Here is a 15332-nt window from a genome sequence, read left to right as displayed (position 1 = left end):
GGCGCCGTGCCGCCCCCGCCGCAGCGCACTCCCCAGTCCTCAGCCCTGAGTCCCCAGCACCCGTAGCTCCCCGTAGGAGACACCACCCGCATGCGGAAGATACTCGTCATAGGGGCCGGCCAGTCCGGCCTCCAGCTCGCGCTCGGCCTCCAGTCGCACGGGTACGAGGTCACCCTGATGTCCAACCGGACCGCGGACGAGATCCGCTCCGGCCGGGTCATGTCCACCCAGTGCATGTTCCACACGGCGCTGCAGCACGAGCGCGATCTCCAGCTCAACTTCTGGGAGTCCCAGGCCCCGAGGATCGAGGGGCTCGGCGTCTCGGTGGCGGCACCCGGCTCCTGGGCCGAGGGCCCGGCGGCCCGCGCCATCGACTGGATGGGCCGGCTGGACGGGTACGCCCAGTCGGTCGACCAGCGGGTCAAGATGGCCGGCTGGATGGAGGCCTTCGCCCAGCGCGGCGGCCAACTCGTCATCCACGGCGCCGCCGTCTCCGACCTGGACTACTTCTCCCGCGCCTACGACCTCGTCCTCGTCTCGGCCGGCAAGGGCGAACTGGTGTCCATGTTCGAGCGGGACGCCGCGCGCTCCCCGTACCGCGAGCCGCAGCGCGCGCTGGCCGTGGCCTACGTGCACGGGCTCGGCCCGCGCCCCGAGCACCCCGACCGGTACGCCGTCCGCTGCAACCTGGTCCCGGGCGTCGGCGAGCTGTTCGTCATGCCGACGCTGACCCTCTCCGGCCCGGCCGACATACTGTTCTGGGAGGGGGTGCCGGGCGGCCCGCTGGACGTCTTCAGGGGTGTCAAGGACCCCGCAGAGCACCTGTCCCTGACCCTGGAGCTCATGGAGCGGTACACGCCCTGGGAGTACGCGCGGGCCACCAAGGTGGAGCTGACCGACGCGGGCGCCACGCTGAGCGGCCGCTACGCGCCCACCGTGCGCAACCCGATCGGCCGGCTTCCCGGCGGGGGCGCGGTCCTCGGCGTCGCCGACGTGGTCGTCGCCAACGACCCGATCACCGGTCAGGGCTCCAACTCGGCGTCCAAGTGCGCCGCCGCCTACCTCGACGCCGTCCTCGAACACGGGGACAAGGAGTTCGACGAGGACTGGATGCGGCAGACCTTCGACCGGTACTGGCAGACCGCGCAGCACGTCACCAAGTGGACCAACGCCATGCTGGCGCCCCCGCCCGAGCACATCCTCGACCTCATCGGCGCCGCCGGCCAGATGCAGCCGGTCGCCGACCGGTTCGCCAACGCCTTCAACGACCCGGCCGACTTCGAGAACTTCTTCTACGACCCGGAGAAGACCGGCGCCTACCTGGCCTCGGCCGCCGGCGCCTGACCGGGCCCTGACCGGGCCCCGACCCCGGCTCTGACTGTCGCCCTCCGCCGTTGTCGGCCGGCGTCGACTGCCCTCGGACGGCCCGCAGACGGCCCCGGATGTACGGGGCCGTCCGTGTCCGCCGGCGCTCGGTCCCCCCGATGCGAACTACGGGTGGGAGGGTCCCGGAGGGTTCTCCGGCAGGCCGGGGAGCGGCGGCGCCTCGTAGCGGCTGAGGGGGGTCTGCCGGGGGTCGGGGCGTACCGCGCCCAGGATCGGGTGCGAGGCGATCGGGGAGACCTCGATCCGCTCGCCGGTCCGGGGTGCCTGGATCACTGTGCCGTCGCCCAGGTACAGGGCGACGTGGGTGGCCTCGGGGTAGTAGACGACGAGGTCGCCGGGCCTGAGCTCGCCCAACGGCACCCGCCTCAGACGCGCCCACTGCTCCTGGCTGGTGCGCGGGATCGGGGCGCCCGCGTACTGCCAGGCCCGCGAGGTCAGGCCGGAGCAGTCGTACGCATCGGGACCCTCGGCACCCCATTCGTACGGTTTGCCGAGCTGCCGTACGGCGTAGCGGACGGCCCGGTCGCCCTGTGCGGACGGCGGGCGGCCTTCGTCGAGCGCGCCGGAGGCCATGAAGGTCCGCTGGGCCGTGTCGATGCCGGCCTGTTCCCGTGCGGCGACCGCGGTCAGCTGCTCGGGGCTCAGGGAGGCGAGCAGCGACTCGACCTCGTGCAGCCGGTCGCGGACGTCGTCGCGCTGCTCCTTGCGCCGTGCGGTGAGGGTGAGCTGGTCGTCCAGGGCCTTCCGGGCGCGCCGGGCGAGCGCGTCGCTGCGGCGCTCGGTGCCCTGGAGCCGCTGCACGGCCTCGGCCCGCTTCCGGGCGAGCCGGCCGATCACATGGCCCTGGTCGAGGGCCTGCTGCGGATCGCGGGCGAGCAGCAGGCGCAGGTAGCGGGACAGTTCCGTGCTGGCCTGGTACTGCTGCCGGGCGAGCCGTCCGGCGGCGCCCCGGGTGTCCTGGAGGGACAGCCGGGTGCGGGCGAGCGCGCTGTCCAGCCGTTCGGTCTCGGCGCGGCGTCGGGAGAGCTGCTCCTCGGTGGCGTTGTAGGCCTCGCTGGCCTGCTCCGCCTGCCGGTAGAGCCGCTGGAGTTCGGTCAGCAGTTCACCGGCCGAGCGCTGCCCGGCGGGAGGGTTCGCCTCCGGCGCGCTCGCCGGGTCCGGCCCGGCCGACGGCCCCGGTGCCCCGAACGGCCCCGAGGGCCCCGAGGGCCCCGAGGGCCCCGAGGGCCCCGAGGGCCCCGAGGGCCCCGAGGGCCCCGAGGGTCCTGACGGGGCGGGTGGCTCGGGGGCGGCCCCGGCGGGGCCGGGGGCCAGGGCGAGCTGCGCCGCCACCATCGCCGTACAGACCAGCCGCAGCACCCTTCCCGACATGCCATCACCTCCGGTGCGCAGCAGCCCCTCTGCTCCGCACCGCGAGCCTGGGGCGGGGTGCGCCGGGTCCGCGCGCCGAACTGCGCGGAACGGCGCAACCGCGTCACCCGTCGGCGTCCTTCCCGCCGCCGCCCGGCGTGGCGTCCGGTCCGTCCGGGCCGCCGTCGTGCGGGCCGGCCGCGGTTCCGTCGTGCGGCCCGGTCGGGGGTGCGGGGTGCGGCAGGTCGTCCGCGGGCTGGGGGCGCGGGCCGGTGACGGGCTTCGACCAGGGCCACCGCAGCCGGCCGCCGTACGGGTCGCCCGCGGGGTCGAAGACGTACTTCCAGCCCCGCGGCAGGCCCAGCCGCTTGCTGTGTCCCCGCGGCTCCCTCCGGTACACCAGCACGGTGGGCGGGCCGCCGGACGGTTCCGGCACCGGGATGCGGTAGGTCTTGGGCGGCTGCCCGGTCGGCCCGAGCAGCACCGGCAGTACCCGGCCGTCCATGGGCCCGCCCTCGAAGGGGGTGTCTTCGCTCTTCACCCCACCAGTGTCAGCCATCCCCCGCGAGGGTCGAGAGCACGGTCGCGGTCTGGGCGTCGCGGGCCGCCGTGACGGTGAGCACGGCCACGAACTGCTCCACCAGCCAGTCCCGCAGCTCGTCGGCGGGCGGCTCCTTGCCCTCGTCGAGCCAGATCAGCGAGGCCGCCTCCACCGCGGTGATCCACATCCGCACGGTCATCCGCAGCCGGGGGCCGGGGTCGCCGACCTCCAGGTGGCTGAGGATGCGCTCCGCGGCGGCCCGGCGGACCCCGTCCACGATGGCGCCGGTGCGGGAGGTCTCCACCACGCTGCCGCCCTGCAGCAGTGCGCTGAAACCGGCGTCGTGCTGGTCGACGAAGGCGAGGTAGCGGTCCAGGGCGCGGGCGAGGCGGGGCAGCGGCGGGCCGTGGTGCGGCTCGTCGAAGCACTGCCGCAGCTCGTCCGCGGCCGACCGGAGCGCCGCCTCGTACAACTGCTGCTTGCCGCCGGAGAAGTACCGGTACACCAGCGGACGGGACACCCCGGCCGCCTCCGCCACGTCGTCCAGCGACACCTCCTCCGGCGCCCGGTGCGCGAACAGCGACAGTGCGGCCTGCAGCAGCTGGCTGCGCCGCTCCTCGACGCTGAGGCGGCGGTAGGCGGGGGTGGCGGCGGAGGGGGTCATGGGTGGCAGGCTAACCGGTACGGGCCCGCGGCGCCCGGGCCGGCCGCTCCCGCCGCCCGCTGGGGGGACCTCCTCAGGCCAGCAGGCCCGAGGACCTCCACAGCCGCCGTCCGACGCCCCGCAGCACACCGATGTCGTCGAGGAAGTCGGTGAGCCGCCCGGCGCCGTTCTGCATCACCTCGCGGCGGTGCCCGCTGGCCTTCACCTGCGCCATGGCCTCCTGCTTGTCCAGACCCACGTTGGCGTAGACGTCCGGGTTGACGAAGGCGACGGAGAAGACGCGGGCGAACTCACCGGAGGTGACCCGGGTGAACTCCTGGGACCACTTGGGGGCGGTCACCATCTGCCGGCGCAGCTCCTCGCGGGCGTAGCGCACGTGCCGGGCCTCCTCCACCACGTGGATGCGCGTCACGCCGCGGATCAGCGGCTGCACCCGCTCGTCGGGGAAGGTCAGGCGCTGCATCCAGTCGAGGACCTCCTCGCCCAGCAGGGTGGCGGTGAAGGAGCCGGGGGTGGTGGAGATCGTCTTGAACAGGCGGCCCAGGTTCTGGTGCGCCCTGCCGACGGGGTACCAGGGCGTGCCGCCCCGGGAGATCACCCGCGCGAACATCTTCGAGTGCCGGCACTCGTCCTCGATCTCGGTGAGCGCGTAGCGCACGTGCGCGCTCGTCGCCGCCTTGTCGTAGACGTGGCGGACCAGCAGCTGCATCAGGATGAGCTCGAACCAGATGCCGAGCGAGGCGAGCGCGGCGGCCTCGTGCCGGGAGAGCAGGATGCGCTGCTCCTCGCTCATCCGCCGCCACATCGGTGTGTCGTACAGGGACACCAGCTCCGGCGGCCAGAACCACTTGCCCTCCTCGAAGGGCGCGTCCCAGTCCAGTTCCCTGTCCGGGTCGAAGGAGTGCTTGGCGGAGGAGGCGAGCAGCCGCTCGGCCACCTGCTCCCGGTCCTTGAGCAGACCGAGCGCGTCGCGCAGCCCGTCCAGCGCGTCGGCTTCCGTCAGGGTCGTCATGGCTGATCCACCTCGTCGTACGGGGGCGTGGCGGGACACGGCCCGCGGGACAGGGCGGGTGTCCCCGCCGCTCGCTCTTATGAGACTGCTTGTCAGCAAGCACGTCAATCCCTCCCGCGGGACTTGTTGACCCGGCGTCTACCGCGTGTGAGCCTGCGGGCATGCCGACCTACGACCTGTACGCCCGCGATCCGGGAGACCCCCACTGGCAGGTGCCCGCCACCGGCGAGGCCCGCTTCAGCTGGGAGTACGACGACGGCCGCGACCGCCTGCTGGCCCTGTACCAGAAGGGCAAGGACAAGCAGTGGGACGGGCAGCGGCGCATCGACTGGGAACTGGAGGTCGATCCGCAGGACCCGCTCGGCACCCCGGACGAGGCGATGTCGCTGTACGGCACGCCGCACTGGGCGAAGATGACCGAACGCGACCGGGGCGAGCTGCGGAAGCACTACGCCTCCTGGCAGTTCAGCCAGTTCCTGCACGGCGAGCAGGGCGCGATGATCTGCGCGGCGCGGATCGTGGAGTCGGTGCCGGACCTGGACGCCAAGTTCTACTCGGCCACCCAGACGATGGACGAGGCCCGGCACGCCGAGATCTACGGCCGCTTCCTGAACGAGAAGATCGGCCTGCTCTACCCGATCAACGACAACCTCCAGTCCCTGCTCGGCGACACCCTGCGCGACAGCCGCTGGGACATGCCGTACCTGGGCATGCAGGTGCTGATCGAGGGGCTGGCGCTGGCCGCGTTCGGGATGATCCGGGACACCACGGACAAGCCGCTGCCGAAGCAGATCCTGGCCTACGTCATGCAGGACGAGGCCCGCCACGTCGCCTTCGGGCGCATGGCCCTGCGCGACTACTACCGGCAGCTCAGCGACGCCGAACTGCGCGAGCGCGAGGAGTTCGTCATCGAGGGCTGCTACCTCATGCGCGACCGCCTGCGCGGAGTGGAGGTGCTGGAGAACTTCGGCATCCCGAAGGCGGAGGCCGAGGCGCTCAGCGAGCAGTCCGAGTTCCTCGCCCTGTTCCGGCGGCTGCTGTTCTCCCGCATCGTGCCCTGCGTGAAGGACATCGGCCTGTGGGGCAAGCGGCTCCAGCAGGCCTACGTCGACATGGGCGTCCTCGAACTGGGCGACTCCAACCTCGACCTGCTGATGGCGCAGGACGAGGAGATCGCCGAGAAGCTGGACGCCGAGCGGTTCGCGGCGGAGGAGCAGGAGCGGGTCGCGGAGGTCGAGCAGGCGATTGCCGAGGGCCGGCTCCCGGACGCCTGATCACCCTCCCCGCGAGCGGGGGCCGAACGGCGCGGACAGGCTTCGCCGGGAGCCCGCCGGGAGCCCGCCGGGAGCCCGCCGGGAGCCCGCCGGGAGCCCGCCGGGCGTTCGCCGGGGCCGAGGGCGGGGCGCCGTCGCGCGGCGGCACCCCGGCTCGCCCGGCACGCCCGGCACGACTGCACAGCCGGTGCGGCGGCATGGCGGCAGCGCGGTGCCTCACACCGCGCTGCCGAGCCCCTCCCGGCCCTCGGCGGCGACCGGTTCCGCCGCGGCCGCCGGGAAGGGGCTGCGCAGGGTGAACGCGTACGGCGTCGGTCCGTGGCCGCGCAGGTGCAGCAACCGCTCCTCGGCCTCCGCCACGCTCGGCCGGTGTCCCGCAGGCACCCACCACAGGGCCGTCGCCGCCTCCGCCAGCCGCTCGAACCACTCCCGGCGCCGGGCCAGCATCTCCCGGTGGCGGCCCCGGTACATGTACGCCGTCAGGGCGTCCGCGTCCCGCCACACCGACATGTTGACGATCAGCCAGTCGTCGCCGAGGACCGGCACGTCCGTGGCGTATCCGCTCTCGCCCTGCAGCCGCCACACGAAGCCCTCGGCGGCGTCCGCGTCGGCGTTCACCGGGTCGAGCGCGTCGACGAAGTCCTTCAACTGCGGGGAGTCCAGCGGTGCCTTGAGGCGGGCGATGTTCACCTGGGCGAGATCCCAGCGGGCGTCGTCGGTCATCCGGCGACGGTATGCCGGTGCGGAGCAGGGCGGTAGCCCCCGTCTCACGACCTGAGCACCGCCTCCATCACGGCCCGCGCGACGGGCGCCGCGTCCCCGCCGCCGCTGATGTCCCCGCGGTCGTCGTCCGCGTCCTCCACCACCACCGCCACCGCGACCCGGGGCACCGCGTCCCGTTCGCCCTGCGCCCAGGAGACGAACCAGGCGTACGGGGTTCCGGAGTTGCCGACGCCGTGCTGCGCGGTGCCGGTCTTCCCGCCGACGACCGCACCCGGGATGGCGGCGTTGGTGCCGGTCCCCTCCCGCACCACGTCCGTCATCAGCTCCCGCATGCGCCTCGCGGTCATCGGGTTCATCGCCTGCCGGGCCGGGCGGGGGCCGGCCGCCGACACGGTCGTCCCGCCGGCCCGGGTCGTCCGCTCCACCAGGTACGGCGTCCGCACCCGCCCGCCGTCGGCGACCGCCGCCGCGACCATCGCCATCTGCAGCGGTGTGGCCCGGGTGTTGTACTGGCCGATCGACGACAGCGCCAGCTGCGCCTTGTCCGAGGTGGTGTCGAAGGTGCTCGGAGCGACCGGGAACGGCACCCGCGGGCTCCGTCCGTCGAAGCCGAAGGCACGGGCCGCGGCGACCATCCGGTCCACGCCCACCCGCACGCCGAGCCGCGCGAACACCGTGTTGCAGGACCATTCGAACGCCGCGCGCAGCGAGGCGTCCGCGCAGCCGGCGCCCTCGTTGGTGAGGAAGGTCGTGGTGCCGGGCAGCCGGTACGGGTCGGGGGAGTCCGTCGGCGCGTCGAGGTCGCTCACCACGCCCGCCTCCAGCGCCGCCGCCGCGGTGACCACCTTGAAGGTGGAGCCGGGCGGGTACGTCTGCCGGACGGCCCGGTTGAGCATCGGCCGGTCCGGGTCACCGTTCAGCCGGGCCCAGGCGCGGGCCGCCGCCGGCCCGTTCCCGGACAGCAGCGCCGGATCGTAGGAGGGGGCCGACACCAGGGCCAGGATGCGGCCGGTGGCCGGCTCGACCGCCGCCACCGCGCCCTTGCGCCCGTACAGCCCCGCGTAGGCGGCCCGCTGCGCGGCCCGGTTCAGCGTGGTGGCGACGTCGCCGCCCGGAGCGCGGGCCCCGGTGAGGCCGTCCAGCAGCGGCAGCGGGGACAGCAGGGGGTCGGTGCCGGCCAGCACGCCGTCCTCGGTGTGCTCCAGCAGCGTGGTGCCGTACGCCTGCGAGGAGAAGCCGGTGACGGGCGCGTACATCGGGCCGTCGGCGTAGGTCCGCTCGTAGCGGAGCTGTTCGCGGGTGTCCTTCGCGCCGGTCACCGGGCGCCCGCCGACCAGGATGTCCCCGCGGGGTCGGGCGTAGCGGGCGATGGACGCGCGGCGGTTGGCGGGGTTGTCGTCGTAGGTGTCCGACTGCACGAGCTGCACGCGGGTGGCGTTGGCCAGCAGCGCCACCAGCAGCAGGACGCAGAACGCGGCGGCGCGGCGGACGGCCGGCGTGCCGCCGGGCCGGGTGTGGTCGAGGTCCCGGGGGAGGTTCAAGGCGTCGCCTCTCCGTCGTACCGCCGGCGCGCGGAGTCGCTGACCCTGATCAGCAGGGCGACGATCGCCCAGTTGGTGACGACCGACGAGCCGCCCTGCGCCAGGAACGGCATCGCCATGCCGGTCAGCGGGATCAGGCCGGTCACCCCGCCGGCGATCACGAAGACCTGCAGCGCGACGATCGAGGCCAGCCCGACGGCGAGCAGGCGGCCGAACGGCTCGCGCAGGGTGAGCCCGGCCCGGAAGCCGCGCTCCACCAGCAGCGCGTACAGCAGGAAGATCGCCGACAGGCCGGCCAGGCCCAGTTCCTCGCCCGCCGTGGCGAGGATGAAGTCGGACTTCGCGGCGAAGCCGATCAGGACGGAGTGGCCTTCTCCCAGTCCGGTGCCGGTCACCCCGCCGGCCGCGAACGCGAACAGCGACTGGGCGAGCTGGTTGGGTCCCCGTCCGGCCTCGATGGACGCGAACGGGGCCAGCCAGTCCTGCACACGGGCGTGGACGTGCGGTTCGAGGTGGCCGACGGCGAAGGCGCCGAGCGCGGCGAGCAGCAGGCCGACCGCGATCCAGCCGGTGCGGCCGGTGGCCACGTACAGCAGTACGACGAACAGGCCGAAGAACAGCAGGGAGGTGCCGAGGTCGCGTTCGAGGACCAGCACGCCCACGCTGACCAGCCAGACGGTGAGGATCGGGCCGAGGACCCGCCCGGTCGGCAGCCGGAGCCGGCGCAGCCGCCACACCTGGCGGCCGGCGTACGCGAGCGCTCCCCGGTTGGCGGCCAGATAGGCGGCGAAGAACACCGCGAGCAGCACCTTCGCGAACTCGCCCGGCTGGATGGAGAACCCGGCGATCCGGATCCAGATCCGTGCGCCGTTCACCGCGGGGAACAGGATCGGCAGCATGAGCAGGGCGAGGGCGGCGACGACGCAGACGTAGCTGTAGCGCTGCAGGACGCGGTGGTCGCGCAGCACCGCGACGACGGCGGTGAACAGGGCGACGCCGAGCGCCGACCACACGAGTTGGGCGGGGGCGGCCCGGTCGTTCGGGGTCTCCAGGTCCAGCCGGTGGATCAGCACCAGGCCCAGCCCGTTGAGCAGGACGCCGATCGGCAGGAGAAGCGGGTCGGCGCAGGGTGCGCGCAGCCGCACCGCGAGATGGGCGAGAAGCGCCAGTGCGCCGAGCCCGGCGCCGTAACCGACGGCGCCGGGCGGCAGGGACCCGGTGCGGGCCAGTCCGACCTCGCAGTAGCCGTACACCGACAGCAGCACGGCGACGACGGTGAGGGAGAGCTCGACGCCGCGGCGCCGGGGGAGGGGCACCGCAGGGGTGGGGGCGTGAACCGCCGCCGGGGGTGTTCCGGTTCCGGCCTTCGTCATGTCCGGAACCTACCCAAATGAGGCGAGTTGCTCGCCGGATCGGGGGCGCGTGTCAGCACCAGCGCGGCGCGGGGCCGATGTTGTCGATGTAGCGGGCCGCACCCCACGCCCAGGTGCCGTCGGTGAGCAGGTACCACAGGGGGTTGCCCTGGATGTTCTGGCCGGCGGTCTTGCAGAAGATCGAGACGACGTCGCCGCGGTGGGCGGTGCGGATGACCTGGCCGCCGCGGTTGGGTGCACTGCGCAGCAGCAGTGTCGACGCCGTGACCACACCCTTGTAAGGGCCGGTCTGCTCGTGTTCGTGGGAGCCGTGATGGCTCCAGGTCTCGTGTGCGCCGTCGTCGTGGCGGGCGGCGCCGGGGTCGTCCCCCCGGTCGCCGGAGGCGGCCGCGGGGGTGACGGCGGCGGCGGTGGCGAGGGCGCCGGCGGCCCCCGCTATGGCGAGGCGGGTCAGAGAGGAACGCAGGGACATGCGGAGTACCTCCGGATGGGGCGTAACTGACTAAACGCCACATTAGGAGTGCGCTCCGGGGTGTGCGCGTCGCACTGGGCCATCGGGGCGGGAAGGGGCGGGGGCGGTACGGCGTGGGGTGGTACGGCGTGGGGTGGTACGGCGTGGGGTGGTACGGCGTGGGGCGGCACGCGCGGACGCGCTCGCGCCGGGCGGCGCGCGGCCCCGTCGGCTGCGCGGGGCGGGTGCGTGCGTCAGGGCGCCGCCGGGGGGCCGGCCGGCGGGGAGGCCGGGGAAGGCGGGGCGGGTGCGGTGGACGGGGCCGGGGGAGTCGCCGGCAGCGTCAGCGTCGCCACCGCGCCGCCGTCGGGGGCGTTGCCGAACGCCAGTCGCGCCCCCAGGACCTCCGCCTGGCCCAGTGCGATGGTCAGGCCCAGTCCGTGCCCCTGGGATCCGCTCTCGCTGCGGAACCGCTGCGGGCCGTGCGCCACGAGGTACGGCGGATAGCCGTCCCCGTGGTCCCGCACGGCGACCACCGGTCCGTCCACCCGCAGCACCACCGGCGCCCGCCCGTGCCCGTGCGCGTTGGCGACGAGGTTGCCCAGGACCCGCTCCAGCCGCCGCCGGTCGGTCTCCACCCACGCGTCCCGCGCGATCTCCACCTCCGTGTCGGTGCCGGAGGCCCGCACCACCCGCGCGGCCAGCGCCCCCAGCTCCTCGGAGTCCACGTCCAGCCGCTCCCGCCCGGCGTCCAGCCGGGAGATCTCCAGCAGGTCCTCGGTCAGCGTCCGCAGCGCCGCCACCCGGTCGCGCACCAGTTCGGTCGGCCGGCCCGGCGGCAGCAGCTCGGCCGCCGCGTGCAGCCCGGTCAGCGGGGTGCGCAGCTCATGCGCCACGTCCGCGGTGAACCGCTGCTCCGCCAGCAGTTTGCCCTGCAAAGACGCCGCCATGGAGTCCAGTGCCGAGGCGACCGCCGCGACCTCGTCCTGCGGCCGGCTTCCGTTCCGCGCCCGCGGATCGTCGACCCGCGCGTGCAGGTCGCCCGCACTGATCCGCCGCGCCACCCGCGCGGTGGCGTGCAGCCGCCGCGTCACCCGGGTCACCGCGAACGCCCCGACCAGCAGTGTCGCGCCGATCGCCAGCAGGGAGGACCACAGGATGGCGTCGTCCAACCCCTCGATGGTGCTCGCCTGCTGCGTGTAGTCGACCCGTACCGCCAGCGCCCGGCCGCCGTCCACCGGACCGGCCGCCCACATCGTGGGCCGGCCGCGGCTGACGGCGACCATGGTGCCGCGCTGCCCGCCGGCGGTGAGCCGCCGCAGCGGTCCGGGCAGGTCCCGCGGGTCGACGGCGCTGCCCGGCAGCAGCGCGTCCCCGGCCTCGTACGCCCGGGTGGCGTTCGTCAGCCGGTCGAGCGCCAGATCGCGGGCCTGGCCGACGGTCCGGTCGGTGACCTGCACGTGCACCAGCACGCCCAGCAGCGCCGCCAGCGCGCAGCACATCACGGTGATGAACAGCGCGGACTTCACCGCGAGCGCCCCGGCCCACTGCGGAAACACCCGCCTCATCGGTCCCCCGCGGGGCCGGACGGCGACGGGGCGGGGCGCGCGGACGGCGACACGCTCGGCGGCGACCGGCGCGGCAGGCCGGGCGTCCGCGGCCCACCCGGCCCGCCGCCGGTGCGGACCATCTCGTCGTGGGTCAGCAGCATCGCCCGCTGCTCGGGGTCCCAGGTCCACTCCAGGCGGTACTCGTAGCGCGCCAGGTCGGACGGCGAGCTGATCACCAGCGAGCGTCCGGCGAGCTCCACGGCGCTCACCGCGTCCTCCCACGCCATGACCTGCACCAGCCGGTGCCCCTCGACGGTGTAGACCCGCACGGCCGTCAGCGGGCCCGGAAGCTGCCGGAACCCCAGCGCCAGGTCCTCGTGCCCGTCCCCCGTGAGGTCCCAGTAGTACGGCTCGAGCACCGGGCAGCGGGCGCGGTCGCCGCCGGACGCGCAGTCGGCCATCCGCGCGGCGGTCTCCCGGTACGGAGCCTTGGCCCCGGTGTAGTCGTCCGGGTTCGCCGCGATCTCCGCCCGCACGATCGCGGCCGGGTCCACCGCCCGGATGTCGTCACCGGGGACCGTGACGCTCTTGACCGTCTCCCGCTCCACCTCGTCGATGTCGTAGGCGGGCGAGGACGCCGGCGTCAGACCCGGCCAGAGCCGGGCCGGGGTGATCGCGGTGGGGGTCGGCCCGGCGCTGCGCAGACCGCCCGTGTCACCGCAGGCCGTGGCCGTCGCCAGCAGGACGGCGGCCGCGGCCGCGAGGGCGGCTCGGTCGGGGCGGCGGCGGGGCACGGGACTCCTGCGGTCTGGATCGTCGACGGCCCCGTCCACCCTATGCGTCATTCAATAGGCAGGTATGCGCGGGCACGTCCGCATCCGGTGGCCGCCCCGCCGCCCGCCCCGCCGGGTCCGCCGTCCGGGCGCCCTACTCCGCCAGCTCCTCCAGCAGGCGCGCCGTCGGCAGCCCCGCCCGCAGGTAGGCGACGAACAGCTCGTTGTGCAGCGCCCAGGGCGAGCGGCGCGAGCGGATCAGCCGGATCGCGGCCTCGGGCGGGTACCCCCGGCGCACCAGTGCGTGCGCCACCACCAGGCCGGAACGGTTGTACCCGTGGTAGCAGCGGACCAGGACCCGGCGGCCCCCGTCCAGTGCTTCGCCCACGGCCTGGGCCAGCCGGATCACGCCCGCCAGCTGCGTCGCGTCGAGCGGACCGTCCGGGATCGGCCAGACGTGGTGCTCCACGCCGGAGGCGGGTCCGTGGCCCGGCAGCCGCAGCAGCGTCTGCACCAGGTCGAACTCGTCCCGGACGACGGCGCGCTCCAGCTGCCCGCCGCGCCGCCGGTACTCGTGCCCGCCCATCCACAGGCCGGGCGAGATCTCGCTCCACGGGCTGTCCGGAGCCGGTACGTCGGGTTCTCTCCTGCGGGTACGCAACGGCGCCTCCCCAACCGGCCACACGCATGTCCGTGCCCTCCGGGCGGTCGGGTCGCCGAGCCGCCCGGACCCCCTCCAAAGTAGCCGTCTTCTTGCCGCCGGAGCACCCCACCTGTTCCCATGGTCAGGGGGGCGATTGGGGTGATGGTGCATGAGCCGACTGCGCGTCATACCGACCTGGCGGCACGGCCACGAACAGTTGTACGTCTGCCGCACCGACGGGAGCAACGTGGCCTGGTACGACCCTGACGCCGGCCGCGTGAACCTGCTCAGCGACGACAGCAGGGACGACGTGCTGGACGCGCTCGGCCCGTTCCTGACCGGCGAGGTCGCGATCGGCCCGCCCCCGCCGCCCAATCCCGCCGAACTCGCCCGGTTGACCCTGCATCCCGACGACGACCTCGCCCCCAACCGCCCGGGCGAGGCCCTGCTCGTCGCCCTCGACCGCGCCCCCTCCCGCACCCACCGCTGGCTGCGCCCCGATCCGCGCCGCCGCGCCCTGGAGGCCGAGCAGACGGTGGGCGAGGCCCTGGACCGGCTCGACGGCGCCGGCTGGCACACGCTGCACTCGCTGCCCCTGCCGGGCGGAGACCGCCTCCACCACCTGCTGATCGGCCCCGGCGGGCTGTTCGCCGTGCACGCGCTGAACGCCCGGGGGCAGCGGGTCCACGTGGCCGACCCGCTGGTCTCCCTGGGCCGCGGCGCGCCGGAGCCGCTGCTGCACCGGGTCCGCGCCGCCGCCGGCCGGGCCTCCCACGCCCTGACCGCCGAGGTCCGCCCCGTGCTCGCGCTGGCCGGCCCGGCGGAGGTGGGACTCGCCACCCCGCCCCGCGGGGTGCGCGTCCTGTCCGACACCGACCTCCCGGACCTGGCCCGCGGCGCCGCGGTACTCAAACCCGCCGACGTGGAGGCCCTGCACGCGATGGCGAGGGACCGGCACACCTGGACGGCGGTGTGAAACCGGCAGGCCGGAGCCCGCAGCGGCCGGGGGACGCCGTGCTCAGGGCAGGGTGCCCGCATTCCGCGGATCGAGCAGCGGCGCGAGCAGGTCGCCGTACGTCCCCAGCCGCGCGGGCAGGTCGGCGGCCGTGAAGGCCAGCCGCGCGGGCGCCTCGCACCGCGCGACCTCCTCCCAGGTCACCGGCGCCGACACCCAGGGCTGCTGCCGGGCCCGGAGTGTGTACGGCGCGGCGGTGGTCTTCCGCTCGGCGTTCTGGCTCCAGTCCACGAAGACCTTGCCCGGGCGCAGGCTGCGCGTCATGCGGTGCACGACCAGCCGGGGCATGGCCCGCTCCGCCTCCACGGCGAGCCGCCTGGCGTAGTCGGCCGCCTGCCGGGAGGAGTGGTCCGGCCGCAGCGCCGCCAGCAGGTGCAGGCCCTTCGCGCCGGAGGTCTTCGGACACGCCTCGATCCCGTCCTCGGCCAGCCTCTCCCGCAGCCAGAGGGCGACCTCGCAGCACTCCACGACGGTCGCGGGCGCCCCCGGGTCGAGGTCGAGGACGAGCCGGTCGGCCAGGCCCGGCGCCCGCGCGACCCACTGGTGGGTGTGGAACTCGGCGACGAGGTTCGCCGCCCACATCAGGGTCGGCAGGTCCTGGACGAGCACCATCCGGGCCGGCCCCTCCGTACGCGGCACCTCGGTGGTGGTGACCCACTCGGGGGTCCGGGGCGGCACGTTCTTGGTGAAGAACACCTCGCCACCGGGGCCGTCCGGATAGCGCAGGAAGGAGACCGGCCGGTCACGCAGATGCGGCAGCATCACCCCGGCGGCCGTGGCGTAGTAGTGCAGTGCCTCGCCCTTGGTGAAGCCCGTCGCCGGATAGAGCACCTTCTCCAGGTTGCTGAGCGTGATCCGCCGCCCCTCCACCTCCGTGATCGGCGTCATAGGACGACAATCCCAGACATGGGTCGGAGTCGCATCGAGGGCGGCGGATCACGCTCAGGCGGCGCGCTCTCGCGGTCCCGGGCCGCACGGGTTTCACGCCGCCGGCTGTTTCTGCTCCGCTCGGAGGGTTCGCGTCGGCGCAGGGCGG

Annotated in this window: 15 protein-coding genes; 3 read left to right on the top strand and 12 right to left on the bottom strand. The window is 74.5% G+C overall.

The features are described from left to right. The first annotated feature begins 90 nt into the window (after window positions 1-90). Window positions 91-1344 carry a styrene monooxygenase/indole monooxygenase family protein gene (locus ACL02U_RS11005; RefSeq protein WP_412790536.1) on the top strand — a complete coding sequence of 418 codons (1254 nt, stop codon included), beginning with the start codon at window positions 91-93 and terminating at the stop codon, window positions 1342-1344. A gap of 147 nt (window positions 1345-1491) precedes the next feature. On the opposite strand, the gene ACL02U_RS11000 is transcribed toward ACL02U_RS11005, so the two are convergent. The 4 genes from ACL02U_RS11000 to ACL02U_RS10985 form a co-directional block, all read right to left on the bottom strand. Next, a complete protein-coding gene (locus ACL02U_RS11000) occupies window positions 1492-2757 on the bottom strand; it encodes an NlpC/P60 family protein (protein WP_412790535.1) in 1266 nt (421 codons plus the stop codon). Between the two features lie 103 nt (window positions 2758-2860). Beyond that, window positions 2861-3277: a hypothetical protein gene (locus tag ACL02U_RS10995; RefSeq protein ID WP_412790534.1), complete on the bottom strand. Its 417-nt coding sequence runs from the start codon at window positions 3275-3277 to the stop codon at window positions 2861-2863. Between the two features lie 10 nt (window positions 3278-3287). Further along, a complete protein-coding gene (locus ACL02U_RS10990; protein ID WP_412790533.1) occupies window positions 3288-3941 on the bottom strand; it encodes a TetR/AcrR family transcriptional regulator in 654 nt (217 codons plus the stop codon). A gap of 73 nt (window positions 3942-4014) precedes the next feature. Continuing rightward, a complete protein-coding gene (locus ACL02U_RS10985; RefSeq protein WP_412790532.1) occupies window positions 4015-4953 on the bottom strand; it encodes an AurF N-oxygenase family protein in 939 nt (312 codons plus the stop codon). Between the two features lie 161 nt (window positions 4954-5114). Between ACL02U_RS10985 and ACL02U_RS10980 the strand changes: the two genes are divergently transcribed. Continuing rightward, complete coding sequence (locus ACL02U_RS10980; protein ID WP_412790531.1) at window positions 5115-6227, top strand: ferritin-like domain-containing protein; 1113 nt, start codon at window positions 5115-5117, stop codon at window positions 6225-6227. 216 nt (window positions 6228-6443) lie between these two features. Here ACL02U_RS10980 and ACL02U_RS10975 read toward each other — a convergent pair whose 3' ends face one another. The 7 genes from ACL02U_RS10975 to ACL02U_RS10945 form a co-directional block, all read right to left on the bottom strand. Beyond that, window positions 6444-6950: a DUF3291 domain-containing protein gene (locus tag ACL02U_RS10975; protein ID WP_412790530.1), complete on the bottom strand. Its 507-nt coding sequence runs from the start codon at window positions 6948-6950 to the stop codon at window positions 6444-6446. A gap of 44 nt (window positions 6951-6994) precedes the next feature. Then, window positions 6995-8491: a penicillin-binding transpeptidase domain-containing protein gene (locus tag ACL02U_RS10970; RefSeq protein ID WP_412790529.1), complete on the bottom strand. Its 1497-nt coding sequence runs from the start codon at window positions 8489-8491 to the stop codon at window positions 6995-6997. Then, window positions 8488-9864 carry an FtsW/RodA/SpoVE family cell cycle protein gene (locus ACL02U_RS10965; RefSeq protein WP_412790528.1) on the bottom strand — a complete coding sequence of 459 codons (1377 nt, stop codon included), beginning with the start codon at window positions 9862-9864 and terminating at the stop codon, window positions 8488-8490. Before ACL02U_RS10965 ends, ACL02U_RS10970 begins: the two co-directional genes overlap by 4 nt. Window positions 9865-9916: 52 nt before the next feature. Next, entirely contained in the window at window positions 9917-10336 is a 420-nt protein-coding gene (locus tag ACL02U_RS10960; protein ID WP_412790527.1) for an SH3 domain-containing protein, read from the bottom strand. A 233-nt stretch (window positions 10337-10569) separates the two neighbouring features. Then, the gene (locus ACL02U_RS10955) at window positions 10570-11883 is read right to left on the bottom strand and encodes an ATP-binding protein (protein ID WP_412790526.1); all 1314 of its coding nucleotides are present in this window, start codon (window positions 11881-11883) and stop codon (window positions 10570-10572) included. Further along, a complete protein-coding gene (locus ACL02U_RS10950) occupies window positions 11880-12659 on the bottom strand; it encodes a hypothetical protein (protein WP_412790525.1) in 780 nt (259 codons plus the stop codon). Before ACL02U_RS10950 ends, ACL02U_RS10955 begins: the two co-directional genes overlap by 4 nt. A gap of 133 nt (window positions 12660-12792) precedes the next feature. Then, window positions 12793-13299, bottom strand: coding sequence for a protein phosphatase (locus ACL02U_RS10945; protein ID WP_412790524.1), 507 nt, complete (start codon window positions 13297-13299; stop codon window positions 12793-12795). A gap of 151 nt (window positions 13300-13450) precedes the next feature. Here ACL02U_RS10945 and ACL02U_RS10940 point away from each other — a divergent pair, with 151 nt between their 5' ends. Then, a complete protein-coding gene (locus ACL02U_RS10940; RefSeq protein WP_412790523.1) occupies window positions 13451-14257 on the top strand; it encodes a nuclease-related domain-containing protein in 807 nt (268 codons plus the stop codon). A 42-nt stretch (window positions 14258-14299) separates the two neighbouring features. Here the strand turns inward: ACL02U_RS10940 and ligD are convergent, their stop codons facing one another. Next, window positions 14300-15184 carry a non-homologous end-joining DNA ligase gene (gene ligD / locus ACL02U_RS10935; RefSeq protein WP_412790522.1) on the bottom strand — a complete coding sequence of 295 codons (885 nt, stop codon included), beginning with the start codon at window positions 15182-15184 and terminating at the stop codon, window positions 14300-14302. Window positions 15185-15332 lie beyond the last annotated feature (148 nt).

It is taken from the genome of Streptomyces sp. MS06 (genome assembly GCF_047200655.1).
Taxonomy (GTDB): Bacteria; Actinomycetota; Actinomycetes; order Streptomycetales; family Streptomycetaceae; genus Streptomyces.
This window is presented reverse-complemented; position numbering and strand designations above follow the sequence as displayed.

What these genes read in the sequence shown, in the direction of transcription:
- ACL02U_RS10955 (WP_412790526.1), bottom strand. Translation starts at nt 11,883, where the DNA reads ATGAGGCGGGTGTTTCCGCAGTGGGCCGGGGCGCTCGCGGTGAAGTCC.
- ligD (WP_412790522.1), bottom strand. Translation starts at nt 15,184, where the DNA reads ATGACGCCGATCACGGAGGTGGAGGGGCGGCGGATCACGCTCAGCAAC.
- ACL02U_RS10975 (WP_412790530.1), bottom strand. Translation starts at nt 6,950, where the DNA reads ATGACCGACGACGCCCGCTGGGATCTCGCCCAGGTGAACATCGCCCGC.
- ACL02U_RS10985 (WP_412790532.1), bottom strand. Translation starts at nt 4,953, where the DNA reads ATGACGACCCTGACGGAAGCCGACGCGCTGGACGGGCTGCGCGACGCG.
- ACL02U_RS10990 (WP_412790533.1), bottom strand. Translation starts at nt 3,941, where the DNA reads ATGACCCCCTCCGCCGCCACCCCCGCCTACCGCCGCCTCAGCGTCGAG.
- ACL02U_RS10960 (WP_412790527.1), bottom strand. Translation starts at nt 10,336, where the DNA reads ATGTCCCTGCGTTCCTCTCTGACCCGCCTCGCCATAGCGGGGGCCGCC.
- ACL02U_RS11005 (WP_412790536.1), top strand. Translation starts at nt 91, where the DNA reads ATGCGGAAGATACTCGTCATAGGGGCCGGCCAGTCCGGCCTCCAGCTC.
- ACL02U_RS10980 (WP_412790531.1), top strand. Translation starts at nt 5,115, where the DNA reads ATGCCGACCTACGACCTGTACGCCCGCGATCCGGGAGACCCCCACTGG.
- ACL02U_RS10940 (WP_412790523.1), top strand. Translation starts at nt 13,451, where the DNA reads ATGAGCCGACTGCGCGTCATACCGACCTGGCGGCACGGCCACGAACAG.
- ACL02U_RS10965 (WP_412790528.1), bottom strand. Translation starts at nt 9,864, where the DNA reads ATGACGAAGGCCGGAACCGGAACACCCCCGGCGGCGGTTCACGCCCCC.
- ACL02U_RS11000 (WP_412790535.1), bottom strand. Translation starts at nt 2,757, where the DNA reads ATGTCGGGAAGGGTGCTGCGGCTGGTCTGTACGGCGATGGTGGCGGCG.